We start from the raw sequence: 18,442 nt of genomic DNA on the forward strand, positions 1-18,442 counted from the left end.
GTTGTCAGTGGCGGCCTGTACTTTACGGGAGTCTTATTTCGCGCCACGCGCCACGCGCATGCATGTTCTAGGGGGACCCCCAGATGACCACTCCGCCGCCCCAGGGCCAGAACCCGTACGCCCAGACGCCCACCGGACCCGCGGGGCAGCAGCCCGGCCAGCCGGGAGTCCCGCCGCAGCAGCCGTACGCGCCGTTCCCGAACCAGGGCGCCCCTGTGCCCCCGCCGCCCGCGCCGGCAGGCCGGGGCGGCGGCAAGAAGGTACTGCGCGTCCTGGGCGTCATCGTGGTCGTCATACTCGGCCTGGGCGTGAAGTTCGGCATCGGCTGGTGGGCCGACCGGACGGACGCCGAGACCACCTCGGTGGGGTCCTGCATGCACAACGACGGCACGGAGACCAGCCCGGACCTCAACGAGGTCGACTGCTCGTCGGGCGACGCCGAGTTCGAGGTCGTCGAGAAGTTCGACGACACCAGCGACGACACCAAGTGCGAGACCGTCGAAGAGGCCACGATCTCCTACTACCAGGTGGGCAGCGGCCACAACGTCGTCCTCTGCCTCAAGGAAGTCGCGTAGTCGTAGCGCACCCATACGCCGAGGGGCGATGTTTCACGTGAAACATCGCCCCTCGGCGTATGCGCCGACCGTCCGCGGCTCGGATGCGGGGTCATGTTTCACGTGAAACATGACCCCGTTTCACGGTGTCAGCTCTGCTCAGCCCACCACTCCTTGAGTGCCGCCACCGCCGCGTCGTACTCCTGCGGACCGTTCTCCAGGCGCAGTTCGAGCAGGTACTTGTAGGCCTTGCCGACGGCAGGGCCGGGACCGACGCCGAGGATCTCCATGATCTGGTTCCCGTCGAGGTCCGGACGGATCGCGTCGAGTTCCTCCTGATCCTTCAGCTGGGCGATGCGCTCCTCCAGCCCGTCGTACGCACGTGAGAGCGCGGCCGCCTTGCGCTTGTTCCGCGTGGTGCAGTCCGAGCGGGTCAGCTTGTGGAGACGTTCGAGCAGCGGACCCGCGTCCCGCACATAACGGCGGACGGCGGAGTCGGTCCACTCGCCGGTGCCGTACCCGTGGAAGCGGAGGTGGAGTTCGACCAGCCGGGAGACGTCCTTCACCAGGTCGTTGGAGTACTTCAGGGCCGTCATGCGCTTCTTGGTCATCTTCGCGCCGACCACCTCGTGGTGGTGGAACGAGACCCGGCCGTCCTTCTCGAAGCGACGGGTGCGCGGCTTGCCGATGTCGTGCAGCAGCGCGGCCAGACGCAGCGCGAGGTCGGGACCCTCCTCCTCCAGCGCCATCGCCTGCTCCAGAACGATCAGCGTGTGCTCGTAGACGTCCTTGTGCCGGTGGTGCTCATCGCTCTCCAGCCGCAGCGCGGGCAGCTCCGGCAGGACGTGCTCGGCGAGCCCCGTCTCCACGAGCAGCCTCAGTCCCTTGCGCGGATACGCGGAGAGGACCAGCTTGTTCAGCTCGTCCCGGATGCGCTCGGCGGAGACGATGTCCAGGCGGCCGGCCATCTCCGTCATCGCCGTCACGACCTCCGGGGCGACCTCGAAGTCGAGCTGGGCGGCGAAACGGGCGGCCCGCATCATCCGCAGCGGATCGTCGGAGAAGGACTCCTCCGGCGTGCCGGGCGTACGCAGCACACGGGCCGCGAGGTCCTCCAGGCCGCCGTGCGGGTCGATGAACTTCTTCTCCGGGAGCGCCACGGCCATCGCGTTCACGGTGAAGTCGCGTCGGACGAGATCCTGCTCGATGGAGTCGCCGTAGGACACTTCGGGCTTGCGGGACGTCCGGTCGTAGGCCTCCGACCGATAGGTGGTGACCTCGATCTGGAAGCGACGGTCCGCGTCACCGACGCGGGCGTCCTTCTGCACACCGACGGTGCCGAAGGCGATCCCGACCTCCCACACGGCGTCCGCCCACGGGCGGACGATCTTCAGAACGTCCTCGGGGCGGGCGTCCGTCGTGAAGTCGAGGTCGTTGCCGAGCCGGCCGAGCAGCGCGTCCCGGACCGAGCCGCCGACCAGGGCGAGTGAGAACCCGGCTTCCTGGAAACGGCGGGCGAGGTCGTCGGCGACGGGAGCGACCCGCAGCAGCTCACTCACCGCGCGGTGCTGCACCTGGGTCAGGGCACTGAGGTTGTCTTCGTTGGCGTTCGGCACAACAGAAGAGGGTACGTGCCTCGGCGTGCCATGGGCGCCCCGATGACAGCGGGGACACCTCACCCGATAGCCGCCCAAGACTTGCGATCGTGACGTAGTCGACCGCTCCTCTTTATACGTGCACATAGAGGGTGCCCGGTCCACCTCCGCCGATCTTGTGGAGCGGTCCGCGGCACTTACCCTCGGCGCGCATCGTTACCATGCGTGGACGCACTTTCCGACGACCACTGACGACGACGAGGGACGGACGAACGCGTGGCCGAGGCGGCAGACTTCCCGGGGATGGCTCCCTCACCTGCCCGCCGGTGGCTGCGGCGCACCGGAGCGCTGCTCGCGGGGGCGCCCCTGCTGGCCGGTCTGCTGCAGCTGCCCGCCTCCTCGGCGCACGCCGAAGGCCGGGCCTCCGCCGCAGAGACCTCCGACACGGGTACGGTGGCCGTCGCCGTCGACTCGCTCAGCCCCGGCGTCCCGACCGACGGGGACACGCTGACGGTGTCCGGCACGGTGACCAACAACGGCAAGCAGGCGGTCACCGACGCCCAGGTGGACCTACGCGTGGGGTCCGAGCTGACCACCCGCTCGGCGATCGAGACCATGGCCGAGAAGGCCGACGACCTCTCGGGCGCCACCGGGACCGAGGTCGGCGGCAAGTACGTCGCCACGTTCGCCGAGCTCACCCCGGGCGTCCCCCAGCGCTTCAGCATCTCCGTACCGGTCGGCGAGCTCGACCTGGGGGACGACGGGGTCTATCCCCTCGGTGTCTCCCTCTCGGGCGAGACCGCCTCGAAGCCGTGGGAGCAGCTGCTGGGCATCCAGCGGACCTTCCTGCCGTGGCACCCCGAGAAGGCGAAGACCGCCACGAGGACCACCGTGCTGTGGCCGCTGATGTCGACCGTCCACATGACGGCGGAGACGGGCTCCAACGAGCAGCAGACGCCCATCTTCCTCAATGACGACCTCGCCGAGGAGATCTCGCCCGGTGGCCGCCTCGACCAGATGGTGAGCCTGGGCAAGGACCTCGACGTGACCTGGGTGATCGACCCGGACCTCCTCGCGTCCGTCGACGCCATGGCCGGCCGCTACGACGTCCGCGGCGACGGCGCCACCACCACCGCCGGCACCCACCAGGCCCTCGCCAAGCAGTGGCTCGCACAGTTGCAGAAGGCGGTCGAGGGCAAGGAGGTCGTCGCCCTCCCCTTCGCCGACCCGGACCTGGCCTCCCTGGCCCACACCGGCACGGGGGTCACCGGTTCGCTGAGCCAGCTCAAGGCAGCCACCGACGTCGCCGCCACCACGGTGGAGACCGTGCTGCACGTCACCCCGAGCACCGACTTCGCCTGGCCGGTGGAGGGCGCCGTCGACCCGTCGATCGTCAAGGTCGCCACCTCGGCGGGCGCGGACAAGGTGATCGCGCGCAGCGACAGCCTCAAGGAGACGGGCAGCCTGTCGTACACGCCGTCCGCGGCCCGCCCCATCGGCGGTGGCACCACGGCGGTGGTGGCGGACGCGGAGCTGTCGACGGTGTTCGAGGGCGATCTGACGAGGGCCTCCACGTCCACGCTCGCCGTGCAGGAGTTCCTCGCGCAGAGCCTCGCGCTGAACCTGCAGACGGGCAAGGAGCGCAGCATCGTCGTCGCCCCGCAGCGCATGCCGACCGCGAGCCAGGCCCAGACGATGGCGGCGGCGGTCACCGCACTGCAGGACGGCACCTGGTCACAGTCCCAGCAGCTCACGGCGGCGGCCGCGGCCAAGCCCGACGCCGCGGCCACCACGAAGGTGCCGTCGCGGACGAAGTACCGCGCCACGCTGCGCAAGCAGGAACTGCCCCGGACCGCCTTCGAGGAGATCGCGGCGACCCAGGACAAGCTCGACAACTTCAAGGTCATCCTCACGGACGAGTCCCGGGTGGTGACTCCGTTCGGCCGGGCCGTCAACCGTGAGATGTCCACGTCGTGGCGGGGCCGGAGCACCACGGCGAGCTCCTTCCGCCAGGGCGTGCAGAACTACCTCGACACGCTCGCCGACCAGGTGAAGCTGATCCAGAAGTCGGAGACCAAGCTCTCCGGACGCAGCGCCACGATCCCGGTCACCGTGCAGAACAACCTGGTGCAGGGCGTCGAGCACTTGGTGCTGCGGCTCACCTCGACCAACCCGACCCGGCTCGAGATCGGCGACGAGGCCTACGCGGAGCAGCGCATCGCGGTCTCCGGCGGGCACAGCACGACGGTGAAGTTCACCACCTCCGCCAACGTCAACGGCCAGACGTCGGTGGTCGCCCAGCTCTACACCGAGGACGGCCGGGAGTACGGCGCTCCAGTCACCTTCGACGTGAAGGTCACCGAGATCACGGCCACCGTGATGCTGGTCATCGGCGGCGGTGTCCTGCTGCTCGTGCTCGCCGGCTTCCGCATGTACACGCAGCGCAAGCGGGCCGCGGCCCGCGAGGCCGAGGAGGACGTCCCCGGCGAGGCGATCGGGGCCGAGGACACCGGCGCACTCCTTCGGGAGACCGAGGTCCGTCCCGCCGAAGAATCCACTGTCCGGCACGGGGCAGAGGACCCGGTGCAGCCGAGTGACGGGACTCCGGACACCGCAGCGGAAAGCACCGACCCGCCCCGGACGGGTGAGAGAGTGGACCGTTGAATGTCGTGGCCGGTGGGCCCGGAACGATGAGGTGGGGTAACCATGAACGCGCCGTACGACGGTGACCGCGGCCAGGCCGCGGGCAGCTCGGGCCACCCCGAGGGCCCGCCGCCCGAGCACGGCCAGGTACCGCCGCAGCTCCCCGCGGACATGTACCTCCAGGACGCCTACGACCAGGACCCCTACCGCGCCCAGGACCTCACCGCTCAGGACCCGGTCGCCGAGGCGCTCTACGACCGTGCCTCGCACCCCCCGCCGCCACCGGGGACGCACCAGCCGCAGCAGCCGCTGTACGCCCAGCCTCAGCAGTCACCGTTCGCTCCCGACCCGCGGGTGTGGGCCCAGACGCCGGCGCCGGAGCCGGACGGCCCGAACCAGTACCTGCCGTACGGCGACGACCCCCGCACGACCCAGTTCGTGGGCGTGGACGACCTGGTCTCGCACTCCGGCGAGGAGCAGCACCAGCCCGACGCCTTCGCGCACCTCTTCCGGGACCAGCAGGCCGGCAGTCGTCCGCTGACGGAGCACCCGGCGGTACCCGGCCCGACCGCCGCCCCGGGCGCCCCGGGACGTGCACCGCAGTACGGGGCTCCGTCCGCCGCCGGGGCGCCGGTGCCGGGGAACCCCTCGTCCGGCGCCGACGTGACCATGAACCTGACCGCGACTCCTCCTGCCGCCGCTGCCACTGCCGCGGCTGCCCCGGCGGCCGCTGCCCCCGCCGCGAAGAAGGGCGGCCGCGCCGCGGGCCTGCTGAAGTCCAGCGCCGTGATGGCGGCGGGCACGATGGTCTCGCGCCTCACCGGGTTCGTCCGCTCCGCGCTGATCGTCTCCGCGCTGGGCGTCGGTCTGCTCGGTGACACCTTCCAGGTCGCCTACCAGCTGCCGACGATGATCTACATCCTCACCGTCGGCGGCGGCCTCAACTCGGTCTTCGTGCCCCAGCTCGTCCGCGCCATGAAGGAGGACGAGGACGGCGGCGAGGCATTCGCCAACCGCCTGCTGACGCTGGTCGTCGTGGCGCTCGGCCTGCTGACGGTCGCCTCGGTCGCCGCCGCCCCCCTCCTGATCCGGCTCCTGTCCGACCCGGTGGCCAGCGACCCCGCCGCCAACGCGGTCGGCGTCACGTTCGTCCGCTACTTCCTGCCCTCGATCTTCTTCATGGGCGTCCACGTCGTCATGGGGCAGATCCTCAACGCGCGGGGCAGGTTCGGCGCGATGATGTGGACGCCGGTCCTGAACAACATCGTCATCATCGTCACGCTGTCCACGTTCATCTGGGTCTACGGCACCGCCGCCGACTCGGGCATGGAGGTCACGACGATCCCGCCGGAGGGCCAGCGGCTCCTCGGTGTGGGCGTCCTGCTCGGCCTGGTCGTCCAGGCACTGGCGATGATCCCGTACCTGCGGGAGACCGGCTTCCGGCTGCGGCTGCGCTTCGACTGGAGGGGCCACGGCCTCGGCAAGGCCGTCACCCTCGCCAAGTGGACCTTCCTGTTCGTCCTCGCCAACCAGGCCGGCGCCATCGTCGTCTCCCAGCTGTCCACGGCGGCGGGCAAGGACTCGCCCGTCGACGGCACCGGCTTCGCCGCCTACGCCAACGCCCAGCTGATCTGGGGCCTGCCGCAGGCCATCATCACGGTCTCCCTGATGGCCGCGCTGCTGCCGCGGCTGTCCCGCTCGGCGGCCGAGGGCGACAGCGGCGCGGTCCGCGACGACATCTCGCAGGGGCTGCGCACCACGGCCGTCGCCATCGTGCCGATCGCCTTCGGCTTCCTCGCGCTCGGCATCCCGATGTGCACCCTGATCTTCGGCTCCTCCGGCACCAGCGAGGCGACGAACATGGGCTTCATGCTGATGGCCTTCGGCCTCGGCCTGATCCCCTACTCCGTGCAGTACGTGGTCCTGCGCGCCTTCTACGCCTACGAGGACACCCGCACCCCCTTCTACAACACGGTCATCGTGGCGGCGGTCAACGCCGGCGCCTCGGCGGTCTGCTACTTCGTGCTCGCCCCTCGCTGGGCTGTGGTCGGCATGTCCGCTTCCTACGGGCTGGCCTACGCGATCGGCGTCGGCGTCGCCTGGAACCGGCTGCGCAAGCGGCTCGGCGGCGATCTGGACGGCTCCCGTGTCCTGCGGACGTACGCGCGACTGTGCATCGCCTCCGTCCCGGCGGCGTTGCTCAGTGGCGCCGCCTGCTACGGCATCGGCCACAGCCTCGGCCAGGGCGTCCTCGGCTCCTTCGCCGCGCTGCTGGCCGGTGGGGCCGTTCTGCTCGGCATCTTCTACGTCGCCGCCCGCCGCATGCGCATCGAGGAGCTCAATTCGCTCGTCGGCATGGTCCGCGGACGCCTGGGTCGCTGACGCAGGGGGTAGGCGCACAACCATCGTCCGCCGCCGCGTGTCGTGCATAGCGGCGGACTGTGGGCACAATTGGTTTCGGCGTCGGACGGCGCGCACGAGGTCGGACGGCGCGCAACGGATGGGGAGGCAGGGACGACGGTGGCGGAACGGAGTACGGCTGCCGTCGACGTGGCAGACAACAGCGGTGACAAGCCGCTGACCGCGGAGGCGGACCAGTCCACGGCCGACGGGGTGGCCAAGAACCGGGAGCGGGACACGGACAGCGACGAGGCACAGGGGAGCGGCGGGACGGAACGTCCCGGGAAGGCCTCGGCGCCTGAACTGCACAGCGGTCACAAACTGGCCAGACGCTACCGCCTCGAGGACTGTGTCACCCGTCTGGACGGTTTCAGCAGTTGGCGTGCGGTCGACGAGAAACTCCGTCGTGCCGTCGGCGTCCATGTCCTGCCCGCGGACCACGTCCGGGCCCGTTCGGTGCTGGCCGCGGCCCGCTCCTCCGCGCTGCTCGGCGACCCCCGCTTCGTCCAGGTGCTGGACGCCGTCGAGGAGAACGACCTCGTCTACGTCGTCCACGAATGGCTGCCGGACGCCACCGAGCTGACCACGCTCCTGGCCGCCGGACCGCTGGAACCGCACGACGCCTACCAGATGGTCAGCCAGATCGCCTCCGCCATGGCGGCCGCCCACCGTGAGGGGCTCGCGCACCTGCGGCTGAACCCCAACGCCGTGCTGCGGACCTCCACGGGCCAGTGGCGCATCCGCGGCCTCGCCGTGAACGCCGCGCTGCGCGGCATCTCCTCCGACACCCCCCAGCGCACCGACACGGAGGCGATCGGCGCCCTCCTGTACGCGGTGCTCACCCAGCGCTGGCCGTACGAGAGCGACGCCCACGGCCTGTCCGGGTTGCCGAAGGACATCGGGCTGATCGCTCCCGACCAGGTGCGCGCCGGCGTCCACCGGGGACTGTCGGAGCTGGCGATGCGCGCGCTCGTCAACGACGGGGCGACCGCGTCCCGGCACGAGGCCGCGTGCACCACGCCGGAGGAGCTGGTGAAGGCGATCGGCGAGATGCCCCGCATCCGCCCGCCGGAGCCCGCCTTCACGGCGCCCCCGGAGTACCAGCGCACGACGTACCAGCAGGGCACCTACGGGCGCCCCGCTGCGCCGGGCGTCACCCAGCCGGTGCCGACCCCGCCGCCCCCGCTCCAGAGCCGCACCGGCAAGGCCCTGAAGTGGGCGGTGTCCGCCTTGCTCATCGCCGCCCTCGGCCTCGGCAGCTGGCAGCTCGCGGATGCCCTGATGGACCAGGGCGAGTCCGACGACACCAACCAGACCCAGACGACGGAGAGCAACGAGAAGACGCCGTCGAAGCCGGCCAGTGCCCCGATCGCCATCAGCGGGGCCCAGGACTTCGACCCGTTCGGAGACGGTTCCGAGAAGCCGTCCGACATAGGGAAGGCGTACGACGACAGCACCTCGACGTACTGGCAGACGGACTACTACCAGGGTGCCGCCTTCGGGAACCTGAAGGAGGGTCTCGGCATCATCCTCGACCTCGGCAAGGCCCAGCGGGTCGAGAAGGTGACCGTCGCCTTCGTGGGGGAGACGTCGGTCCAGCTGCTCACCGCCCCGGAGGATGCGGACTCCGCCCCCACGGACTTCCGCGACTACACGAAGGTCGCCCAGGGAACCGGTACGACGGTGACGCTTCAGCCCACGCAAGCGGTCCAGAGCCGTTACCTTCTGGTCTGGCTGACCAAGCTGCCGCTGACCGAAGAGGGCACCTACCGTGGCCGGGTGGCGGACATCAAGGTGGCCGGCTGACGCTGAGGGGAGGGGGCCGATGGCTGAAGGCACCGCGTACGGCGACGCAAGCGACCAGGACCTCCTCGCCCGTCATGTGGACGGCGACCCCGAGGCCTTCGGGGAGCTCGTACGGCGCCATCGCGACCGACTGTGGGCGGTGGCGCTGCGGACCCTGGGAGATCGCGAGGAAGCCGCTGACGCGGTCCAGGACGCCCTCGTCTCCGCCTACCGGGCCGCCCACACCTTCCGTGGCCAGTCGGCCGTCACGACCTGGCTGCACCGCATCACGGTGAACGCCTGCCTGGACCGGGCCCGCAAGGTGGCCTCCCGCAAGACCTCTCCGGTCGACGACACCGAACGCCTGGAGCAGTTGCTGGAGCCGCACGAGGCGGCCTCGGCCCCTGCGGAGCGCAACGACCTGCACCGCCAGCTCCTGGAAGCCCTCGGCACGCTCCCGCCCGACCAACGCGCCGCGCTCGTCCTCGTCGACATGCAGGGCTACCCGGTCGCCGAGGCCGCCCGCGTGCTCGACGTCCCGCCCGGAACGGTGAAGAGCCGCTGTGCCCGGGGAAGAGCCAAGCTGCTTCCCCTGCTCGCCCATCTCAGGTCGGGGAACACCGACGACGAGGGGGACGGCGCGGCGGGACGGAACCGGGCGCAGGGGACATCCGTCCCACCCGCAGCGGAACCTCGCGGGGAGGGACCGGACGGCGCCGGGACGGGCGACTCAGCTGTGGTGAAGGGCGGAGGTGGGCGAGCGTGACATCGATGACGGACACGACCGGGCACCCGGACGTCGAGGAGATCTCCGATCTCACCGAGGGCCTGCTGCCGCCGTCCCGCAGTGCCGACGTCCGGCGGCATCTGGACGCGTGCGTCCTCTGCGCGGACGTCCACGCGTCGCTGGAGGAGATCCGTGGTCTCCTGGGCACCCTGCCCGGAGCACCGCACATGCCGGACGACGTGGCCCACCGCATCGACGCCGCACTCGCCGCGGAAGCCCTGCTCGACGCCACCACACCCGACGCCACGGTCACGGGCCGGACCTCCTCTGCGGACCAGGCCGCTTCTACGGATCGGGCAGTCGCTTCCACGGATCGGGCCCCCCTCACCGAATCGGCTCCCGGCCCGGAGCCCGATCCCGCTGCACATGTTTCACGTGAAACATCGGCAGCCGCGTCCCGCCCCGCAGGGCATGCCCGCGACTCCGCCACAGGTCCGGGCCGCAAGGCGCGTACGAAGAGGGGGCGTCGTAAGGTCGCCGCGCTGGGCACCGTCCTCGCCGTGGCCGCCCTGGGGCTCGGCTCGGTCCTGGTGTCATCGCTGATCGAGGATGACGGCTCCGGAAATCCGGCAGGGCCCTCGTCCACTGCCGCCGACACCTTCGCCGCGAGCAGTCTGGAACAGCACGTCACGGACCTCCTCGCCGAGGCCACAGGACCCCGGAACCCGGATGAGATGGGGGCGCAGACCGAGCCCGAGGTCAAGGGGCCCACGCTCCTGCAACAGCCGACGGTCCCTCCGTGCGTCCAGAAGGGCATCGGCCGGAGTGAAGCGGCGCTCGCCACCGAGCCCGGCACGTACCGGGGCAAGGACGCTCTCCTCGTCGTCCTGCCCACGTCCGACAGCACCAAGGTCACCGCCTACCTCATGGACGCGGCCTGTGTGGAGCAGCGGTCGGCCGGACCGGCCGAGGTGTTCCTCCAAGGCACCTACACCCGTCGCTGACGGCTCAGGCATCGACTCACTCCCGCGTGGTATCCCGTACGGTGTCAGACCTTCGTGTGCCCGGCCACACCGGGAATGCGCGCCCCTTAGGATCCGTTGGGTGGGGTGAGAGTTCAGTCAGGCTCCCACCGGTCGAACGACGTTGACCAGAGACGAGGAATCAAGCCGTGAGCGACGTCCGTAACGTGATCATCATCGGCTCCGGGCCCGCCGGCTATACCGCGGCGCTGTACACCGCGCGCGCATCGCTGAAGCCGCTGGTCTTCGAAGGTGCCGTCACCGCGGGCGGTGCACTGATGAACACCACCGAGGTGGAGAACTTCCCCGGCTTCCGCGACGGCATCATGGGCCCTGAGCTCATGGACAACATGCGCGCCCAGGCCGAGCGGTTCGGTGCCGAGCTCATTCCCGATGACGTCGTCTCCGTCGACCTGACCGGTGAGATCAAGACCGTCACGGACACCGCCGGTACCGTCCACCGCGCCAAGGCCGTGATCGTCACCACGGGCTCGCAGCACCGCAAGCTCGGCCTGCCGAACGAGGACGCTCTTTCCGGCCGTGGTGTCTCGTGGTGCGCCACCTGCGACGGGTTCTTCTTCAAGGACCAGGACATCGCCGTGATCGGCGGCGGCGACACCGCGATGGAGGAGGCCACCTTCCTCTCCCGCTTCGCCAAGTCGGTGACGATCGTCCACCGCCGCGACACCCTGCGTGCCTCCAAGGCGATGCAGGAGCGTGCCTTCGCCGACCCGAAGATCAAGTTCGTCTGGGACAGCGAGGTCGCCGAGATCCAGGGCGACCAGAAGCTGGCGAGTCTGAAGCTGCGCAACCTCAAGACCGGTGAACTCTCCGACCTGCCGGCGACCGGCCTGTTCATCGCGATCGGCCACGACCCGCGCACTGAGCTCTTCAAGGGGCAGCTCGACCTGGACGAGGAGGGCTACCTGAAGGTGGCCTCGCCCTCCACCCGGACGAACCTGACCGGTGTCTTCGGCGCAGGTGACGTGGTCGACCACACCTACCGCCAGGCGATCACCGCAGCCGGGACCGGCTGCTCCGCCGCTCTCGACGCCGAGCGCTTCCTCGCCGCCCTCGCCGACGAGGAGCAGGCGGAGCCCGAGAAGACCGCCGTCTGACCTCCTCCCGCCCCACCGCACACAGTTAAAGGAGCCCGCCGTGGCCAACCTGAAGAACGTGACCGACGACTCCTTCGAGCAGGACGTCCTCAAGAGCGACAAGCCCGTCCTGGTGGACTTCTGGGCCGCTTGGTGCGGCCCGTGCCGCCAGATCGCTCCGTCCCTCGAGGCGATCGCCAACGAGTACGGCGACAAGATCGAGGTCGTCAAGCTCAACATCGACGAGAACCCGGGTACGGCCGCCAAGTACGGCGTCATGTCGATCCCGACCCTGAACGTCTACCAGAACGGCGAGGTCGCCAAGACCATCGTCGGCGCCAAGCCGAAGGCCGCGATCGTCCGCGACCTCGAGGACTTCATCGCCGAGTGACGTTCTGGAGCCGGCACCTCGTCGGCCGATGTTTCACGTGAAACACGAATGGGCCAGCCCCGACGGGCTGGCCCATTCGTCTGTCCATGCTGTGTATCCCGGACGGTCTCAGCGACCGCCCCACCCGCCGGCTGTAGTGAGCACTCGTGCCACCGGCCGCAGCTCCGTCACAGCGGCCGCAGCGCCGGCTCCTTCTGAACCGCTCCCAGCAGACGGTCGAGTGCCATCTCCACGTCTTCCTTCCAGGAGAGCGTGGTCCGCAACTCCAGCCTCAGCCGCGGGTGAGCGGGGTGCGGACGGACCGTCTTGAAGCCCACCGCCAGCAGATGGTCGGCGGGAAGAAGACAAGCGGGTTCTTTCCACCGGGCATCGCCGAACGCCTCGATCGCCTTGAATCCCCGGCGCAGCAGATCCTTCGCCACTGTCTGCACCATCACCCGGCCAAGCCCCTGGCCCTGGTAGCCCGGCATGATGAACGCCGTCATCAGCTGCACGGCGTCCGGGGACACCGGGCTCGTCGGGAACGCCGTCGAACGGGGCACGTACGCGGGCGGCGCGTAGAGCACGAAGCCGACAGGGACGTCATCGACGTAGACGACCCGGCCGCAGGAGCCCCAGTCCAGCAGGACGGCGGAGATCCAGGCCTCCTTCTCCTCGACGGCCGTGCCCTCGCTCAGCGCGGCCTTTCCGCTGACGGGGTCCAGTTCCCAGAAGACACACGAGCGGCAGCGCTGGGGGAGGTCCTTGAGGTTGTCCAGCGTGAGCGGTACGAGCCGACGCCCCATGAAGGCTGTTCCTCGCTTCCTTCGCCCGCGGCATCGCGGGCGGCTGTCAGAGCGCTCCGTTCCCTGAGCAGGCCGCCGACGAAGCCTCCGACCGCGCCCAGTCCCAGTCCCGCACTCATCAGTCCGGTCCGGCTCATCGTTCGCATGGCCTCCGCCTCCCCCTCAGAGGTGCTGCTCGGTGGATGCGCCATACCCCCAACGCATCGTATCCACGAAGCGATTGCCTAGACACTGCATGAAAGCAAAGAGCGAGCCGTGTCCGGCACACACCGGACACGGCTCGCTCGTACGGCCCTCACGGGACGCTCGCCCCGGCCGCTGGACGGTTACCCGACCGCGGGAGGTGAGGTCCGCCCGCAGGACGGCTCAGTCCTCCGTCGCCTCGGGCTCGCCCTCGACGACTCCCTTCTGCAGGACGGGTCCCTCTCCCGGAGCGAGGCTGTCGAGGATGCGCTCCAGGTCCTCCATGGAGGCGAACTCGACGGTGATCTTGCCCTTCTTCTGTCCCAGGTCGACCTTCACCCGAGTCTCGAAGCGGTCCGAGAGCCGGGTGGCGAGATCGGACAGCGCCGGGGAGACCCGGCCGCCGGCACGGGGGCCCTTGGAACGTTGAGGGCTCTGAGGCCGCGATCCCATGAGGGTCACGATCTCCTCGACGGCCCGCACCGACAGCCCCTCGGCCACGATCCGGTGCGCCAGTCGGTCCTGCTCCTCGGAGTCCTCGACGGAGAGCAGCGCCCGGGCATGACCGGCGGAGAGCACCCCGGCCCCGACCCGGCGCTGGACCGCGGGAGAAAGCTTCAGCAGACGCAAGGTGTTGGAGACCTGGGGACGGGACCGGCCGATGCGGTCCGCCAGCTGGTCGTGGGTGCAGTTGAAGTCCTTGAGGAGCTGGTCGTAGGCGGCTGCCTCCTCCAGTGGGTTCAACTGCGCCCGGTGGAGGTTCTCCAAGAGGGCGTCCAGAAGGAGCTTCTCGTCCTCCGTGGCCCGCACGATCGCGGGGATCGCTTCCAGGCCCGCTTCACGGCAGGCCCGCCAGCGCCGCTCACCCATGATGAGTTCGTAGCGCCCGGGGCCCAGCTGCCGTACGACGACGGGCTGGAGGAGACCGACCTCCTTGATGGAGGTGATCAGTTCGTGCAGCGCGTCCTCGTCGAAGACCTCACGCGGCTGGCGCGGGTTCGGCGTGATGGCGTCGAGCGGGATCTCGGCGAAGTGAGCCCCCAGGGGAGGGGCAGGTGTCTCCCCCACGGCATGCAACGCCGGTTCCTCGGTTTCACGTGAAACAGACGGCAGTGTCGCTACTCGTGCCGCGGCCACCCCACGGTCACCCGTCAGCAGGGGGACCGCTGCGGGGGACGCCGAGGGGCCGCCTCCCAGCCCGGACGAAGCCGGCGTCTTCTCGGTCGGGGCAGCGGGGATCAGTGCGCCAAGACCACGACCCAACCCCCTCCGTCGCTCACTCACTGGATCCCCTCCATGCTCGGATTGTTCTGTGCCCCGATGTGGGCTTGGGTGGCGTCGTAGCTCACGCCGACACCCCTCAGCGCGATCTCACGGGCCGCCTCAAGGTAGGAGAGGGCGCCGCTCGATCCAGGATCGTACGTCAGCACCGTCTGCCCATAGCTCGGTGCTTCGGAGATGCGGACCGAGCGGGGAATGCTCGTCCGCAGCACCTCGTCGCCGAAGTGGGTGCGCACCTCCTCCGCGACCTGCGACGCAAGACGCGTTCGGCCGTCGTACATGGTGAGCAGGATGGTCGACACATGCAGAGTGGGGTTGAGGTGCCCCCGCACCAGGTCGACGTTGCGGAGCAACTGGCCGAGGCCCTCCAGCGCGTAGTACTCGCACTGGATCGGGATGAGGACCTCTTGGCCCGCCACCATCGCGTTGACGGTCAGCAGGCCGAGCGAGGGCGGGCAGTCGATGAGGACATAGTCCAGCGGCTGCTCGTACGCCTGGATCGCTCGCTGCAGTCGGCTCTCGCGTGCCACCAGGGACACCAGCTCGATCTCCGCACCGGCGAGATCGATGGTGGCCGGAGCACAGAAGAGGCCCTCGACATCGGGGACCGGCTGAACGACTTCCGAGAGAGGACGGCTCTCGACCAACACGTCGTAGATGGACGGGACCTCGGCATGGTGATCGATGCCCAGGGCGGTGGACGCATTGCCCTGCGGGTCCAGGTCGATCACCAGCACACGGTTCCCGTGCAGGGCCAGGGAAGCGGCAAGGTTGACGGTCGTCGTCGTCTTGCCCACACCGCCCTTCTGGTTGGCCACCACGACGATGCGCGTCTGCTCGGGCCGTGGCAGGCCCTCGCCGGCACGGCCCAGAGCTTCCACCGCCAGTTGGGCCGCGCGACCGATGGGAGTGTCGTCCATCGGGGGCGGTGTTTCACGTGAAACATCCTCCCCCATCGACTCGGTACGGGGACCGGGGACCGGATCGGTCATCGGTCCCGCGATGTTGGCGTCGGACCGCAAGGATTCACTCTCCTCGACTTCAGGCTCGCAATGAACAGAGCCTCCCATGTCTCCGGGGTCGTGAACCAGTGAGCCCTGGTCTTCTGTGGAGAAATCCACCTCTGTGGACAACTCCGTACCCTTGTCGAGCGAGCCGAGAGGCCTGCGGTCGCGAGGTTCGGCCGCGGCGCGGCCCCGGCTGATGATGCCCTGCAGCAGTGAGCGACGTTTCACGTGAAACACGATGCACAGCGCCCGCGGCCGAACTGTCGCGACACTCCGTCTTGCGCAGGTTGCGCAGCTTGTGTGGAGTACCGCCGGTCGCGGCCGGATCAGCGACGGCGACGGGTGCGGCTGGTCCGGGCCGCCTTGGCCCGCTTGGCCGCGAAGCGCACCCCGCCAGGGCTCTCCCCGACCTCGACCCGGACCACTGTGGAGAGCGGGTCGACGACGCCCTCGCCGACGTGCAGGATCGACGTGCTGACCGCGCCCAGCTTGCTCAGTGCGGTCGCCGCGCTCTTCAGCTCGTCCTCGGCGGTGTCCCCCTTGAGGGCCAGCATCTCGCCGTAGGGGCGCAGCAGGGGGATGCCCCAGGTGGCAAGACGGTCCAGTGGTGCCACTGCTCGGGCGGTGACCACATGGACCGGAGGCAGCTTGCCCATGACCTCTTCGGCGCGCCCGCGCACGACGGTGACATGGTCCAGGCCGAGGAGTTCGACGACCTCGGTGAGGAAGTTGGTGCGCCGCAGGAGCGGCTCCAGCAGGGTGATCTTCAGGTCCTCGCGGACGAGTGCCAGAGGGATCCCCGGCAGGCCCGCGCCCGAGCCGACGTCGCACACCGTCACGTCTTCGGGTACGGCCTCGGAGAGCACCGCGCAGTTCAGCAGGTGCCGCTCCCAGAGGCGGGGCACCTCACGGGGCCCGATGAGCCCGCGCTGTACTCCTGCCTCGGCCAGGAGCTCGGCGTACCGAACCGCATCCGCGAAGCGCTCACCGAATACCTCGCGTGCCTGCTCGGGCGCAGGGGGAAGCTCCGCTGCCTCCGTCACGGGGACCGTCCTTCCGTACCGCATCGGCGCACTCGGCGCCGATCACCAGAACTACCAGGCTGACAAAGACCGGCCCCGCCTGCACAACAGACGGGGCCGGGGGGAAACGTGGAACCGAATCAGTTGGGAAGCACGACGACGAAGCGCTGCGGCTCCTCGCCCTCGGACTCGCTGCGCAGACCGGCCGCCTTGACGGCGTCGTGGACGACCTTGCGCTCGAAGGGCGTCATCGGCTTCAGCTTCACCGGCTCGCCGCTGTTCTTCGCGTCGGACGCGGCCTTGGCGCCCAGCTCGGAGAGCTCGGTGCGCTTCTTGGCCCGGTAGCCCGCGATGTCCAGCATCAGCCGGCTGCGGTCGCCGGTCTCCCGGTGCACGGCCAGGCGCGTCAGCTCCTGCAGCGCCTCCAGCACCTCGCCGTCCCGGCCGACCAGCTTCTGCAGGTCACGGGTGCCCGTGTCGCTGATGATCGACACAGAGGCCCGGTCGGCCTCGACGTCCATGTCGATGTCGCCGTCGAGATCGGCGATGTCCAGCAGACCCTCGAGGTAGTCCGCCGCGATCTCGCCCTCCTGCTCCAGGCGGGTCAGGGTGTCTGCACCTTCGGCGGCGGCGGAGGTGGTGCCTTCCGTCACGGGATGGGCTCCTTCTTACTTCTTGGACGGGGACTTGGGGCGCTGCGGGCCGCCCTTGCGCTGCCCGGACTGGGCCTTGCTGCGGGTACCGCCGGCGGGCTTCGCGGGACCGGCGGGCTTCGCGACGTCGACGGGCTTGGCGTCCTCCGGAGCGTCGGACTTGGTCAGCGAGGTCGTCGTCTCACCGGCCGCCTTGGGGCCTCCGGACTGGCGCTGTGCCTTGGACTGGCGCTTGGGCTGCTGGCGCTTGGCCGCGGCGGCCGCCGTCAGGGGCGTGCCGTCCTCGGTCAGGGTGTCGATCTGGGTCTCGCCCTTCGCCACGGTGCCGTCGACCTGTGCCGCGAGGCCTGCCTTGCTGAGACCGTTGATGAACTTGCGCTCGAACTCGTTGCGGTCCCGGCCCTTGGCCACGATTGCCTTGACGATGGCCTTCTCGCCGCGGCCACGGGTCTTGCCGTGCTGCGTGACGCGCTTGTGCAGGCGCTCCAGGTAGGCGGCCTGCGCCTTGGAACCCGGGGTCGGGTTGTTGTGGATGACGTACATCTGCTGGCCCATGGTCCACACGTTGGTGGTCAGCCAGTAGACGAGGACACCGACCGGGAAGTTGATGCCGAAGACGGCGAACATGATGGGGAAGACGTACATCAGCATCTTCTGCTGCTGCATGAACGGCGTCTTCACCGTGGTGTCGACGTTCTTCGTCATCAGCTGGCGCTGCGTGAAGAACTGCGAGGCCGACATCATGACGATCATGATCGCGGTGACGATGCGGACACTGGTCAGCGAGGCGTCGAGTGCGGCCACGTCCGAGGCGCTGTCGGTGAACTTCGCCGCCAGCGGGGCGCCGAAGATGTGCGCCTTCTGCGCGCTCTCCAGCAGGCTCTGGTTGATCACACCGATGGTGTCACCGTTGGCGATGCCGTTGAGCACGTGGTAGAGGGCGAAGAAGAACGGGGACTGCGCCAGGATGGGAAGGCACGAGGAGAGCGGGTTGGTGCCCGTCTCCTTGTACAGCTTCATCATCTCTTCGGACTGGCGCTGCTTGTCGTTCTTGTAGCGCTCCTGGATCTTCTTCATCTCGGGCTGCAGCGTCTGCATCGCCCGCGTCGCCTTGATCTGCTTCACGAAGAGCGGGATCAGGCAGATCCGGATGAGGATCACCAGGGACACGATGGACAGGCCCCAGGCCCATCCCGTGTCCGGGCCGAAGAGGGAGCCGTACACCGTGTGGAACTGGACGATGACCCAGGAGACGGGTGTGGTGATGAAACTGAAGAGGCTTGCGATCGTGTCCACT

At 69.5% G+C, this 18,442-nt stretch carries 15 protein-coding genes; 8 read left to right on the top strand and 7 right to left on the bottom strand.

Translation table 11 applies throughout. The features are described 5' to 3' along the window. Window positions 1–83: 83 nt before the first annotated feature. Entirely contained in the window at window positions 84–575 is a 492-nt protein-coding gene (locus ACFYWQ_RS24480; RefSeq protein WP_389518991.1) for a hypothetical protein, read from the top strand. A gap of 128 nt (window positions 576–703) precedes the next feature. Here ACFYWQ_RS24480 and ACFYWQ_RS24485 read toward each other — a convergent pair whose 3' ends face one another. Further along, complete coding sequence (locus tag ACFYWQ_RS24485) at window positions 704–2,170, bottom strand: CCA tRNA nucleotidyltransferase (RefSeq protein ID WP_389518992.1); 1,467 nt, start codon at window positions 2,168–2,170, stop codon at window positions 704–706. Window positions 2,171–2,425: 255 nt separating this feature from the next. On the opposite strand from ACFYWQ_RS24485, the gene ACFYWQ_RS24490 reads away from it, so the two are divergent. The 7 genes from ACFYWQ_RS24490 (at window position 2,426) to trxA (ending at window position 12,214) form a co-directional block, all read left to right on the top strand. Then, a complete protein-coding gene (locus ACFYWQ_RS24490; RefSeq protein ID WP_389518993.1) occupies window positions 2,426–4,813 on the top strand; it encodes a DUF6049 family protein in 2,388 nt (795 codons plus the stop codon). 42 nt (window positions 4,814–4,855) lie between these two features. Continuing rightward, complete coding sequence (gene murJ / locus ACFYWQ_RS24495) at window positions 4,856–7,174, top strand: murein biosynthesis integral membrane protein MurJ (RefSeq protein WP_389518994.1); 2,319 nt, start codon at window positions 4,856–4,858, stop codon at window positions 7,172–7,174. A 138-nt stretch (window positions 7,175–7,312) separates the two neighbouring features. Then, entirely contained in the window at window positions 7,313–8,998 is a 1,686-nt protein-coding gene (locus ACFYWQ_RS24500; protein ID WP_389518995.1) for a protein kinase family protein, read from the top strand. Between the two features lie 19 nt (window positions 8,999–9,017). Next, window positions 9,018–9,743 carry an RNA polymerase sigma factor SigM gene (gene sigM / locus ACFYWQ_RS24505; RefSeq protein WP_389518996.1) on the top strand — a complete coding sequence of 242 codons (726 nt, stop codon included), beginning with the start codon at window positions 9,018–9,020 and terminating at the stop codon, window positions 9,741–9,743. Beyond that, window positions 9,740–10,708, top strand: coding sequence for a hypothetical protein (locus tag ACFYWQ_RS24510; protein ID WP_389518997.1), 969 nt, complete (start codon window positions 9,740–9,742; stop codon window positions 10,706–10,708). Before sigM ends, ACFYWQ_RS24510 begins: the two co-directional genes overlap by 4 nt. A 167-nt stretch (window positions 10,709–10,875) precedes the next feature. Next, the gene (gene trxB, locus ACFYWQ_RS24515; protein WP_389518998.1) at window positions 10,876–11,844 is read left to right on the top strand and encodes a thioredoxin-disulfide reductase; all 969 of its coding nucleotides are present in this window, start codon (window positions 10,876–10,878) and stop codon (window positions 11,842–11,844) included. A 40-nt stretch (window positions 11,845–11,884) separates the two neighbouring features. Continuing rightward, entirely contained in the window at window positions 11,885–12,214 is a 330-nt protein-coding gene (trxA, locus tag ACFYWQ_RS24520) for a thioredoxin (RefSeq protein WP_389518999.1), read from the top strand. A 167-nt stretch (window positions 12,215–12,381) separates the two neighbouring features. Here the strand turns inward: trxA and ACFYWQ_RS24525 are convergent, their stop codons facing one another. From ACFYWQ_RS24525 to yidC, 6 genes are all read right to left on the bottom strand, one after another. Continuing rightward, the gene (locus ACFYWQ_RS24525) at window positions 12,382–12,999 is read right to left on the bottom strand and encodes a GNAT family N-acetyltransferase (RefSeq protein WP_389519000.1); all 618 of its coding nucleotides are present in this window, start codon (window positions 12,997–12,999) and stop codon (window positions 12,382–12,384) included. Window positions 13,000–13,365: 366 nt separating this feature from the next. After that, complete coding sequence (locus tag ACFYWQ_RS24530) at window positions 13,366–14,466, bottom strand: ParB/RepB/Spo0J family partition protein (RefSeq protein ID WP_389519001.1); 1,101 nt, start codon at window positions 14,464–14,466, stop codon at window positions 13,366–13,368. Then, window positions 14,463–15,533, bottom strand: coding sequence for a ParA family protein (locus ACFYWQ_RS24535; RefSeq protein ID WP_389519392.1), 1,071 nt, complete (start codon window positions 15,531–15,533; stop codon window positions 14,463–14,465). Before ACFYWQ_RS24535 ends, ACFYWQ_RS24530 begins: the two co-directional genes overlap by 4 nt. A 263-nt stretch (window positions 15,534–15,796) precedes the next feature. Next, complete coding sequence (rsmG, locus tag ACFYWQ_RS24540) at window positions 15,797–16,513, bottom strand: 16S rRNA (guanine(527)-N(7))-methyltransferase RsmG (protein ID WP_389519002.1); 717 nt, start codon at window positions 16,511–16,513, stop codon at window positions 15,797–15,799. Window positions 16,514–16,632: 119 nt separating this feature from the next. After that, window positions 16,633–17,145: a protein jag gene (locus tag ACFYWQ_RS24545; RefSeq protein ID WP_385063500.1), complete on the bottom strand. Its 513-nt coding sequence runs from the start codon at window positions 17,143–17,145 to the stop codon at window positions 16,633–16,635. A 15-nt stretch (window positions 17,146–17,160) separates the two neighbouring features. Further along, a complete protein-coding gene (gene yidC, locus ACFYWQ_RS24550) occupies window positions 17,161–18,441 on the bottom strand; it encodes a membrane protein insertase YidC (RefSeq protein ID WP_389519003.1) in 1,281 nt (426 codons plus the stop codon). Between the last annotated feature and the right edge of the window lies 1 nt (window position 18,442).

Origin of the sequence: Streptomyces sp. NPDC003247, assembly GCF_042888135.1 — a bacterium.
Taxonomy (GTDB): Bacteria; Actinomycetota; Actinomycetes; order Streptomycetales; family Streptomycetaceae; genus Streptomyces.

Coding starts and splice junctions, on each gene's coding strand:
- ACFYWQ_RS24525 (WP_389519000.1), bottom strand. CDS start 12,999: ATGGGGCGTCGGCTCGTACCGCTCACGCTGGACAACCTCAAGGACCTC.
- ACFYWQ_RS24480 (WP_389518991.1), top strand. CDS start 84: ATGACCACTCCGCCGCCCCAGGGCCAGAACCCGTACGCCCAGACGCCC.
- sigM (WP_389518996.1), top strand. CDS start 9,018: ATGGCTGAAGGCACCGCGTACGGCGACGCAAGCGACCAGGACCTCCTC.
- murJ (WP_389518994.1), top strand. CDS start 4,856: ATGAACGCGCCGTACGACGGTGACCGCGGCCAGGCCGCGGGCAGCTCG.
- ACFYWQ_RS24535 (WP_389519392.1), bottom strand. CDS start 15,533: ATGGGAGGCTCTGTTCATTGCGAGCCTGAAGTCGAGGAGAGTGAATCC.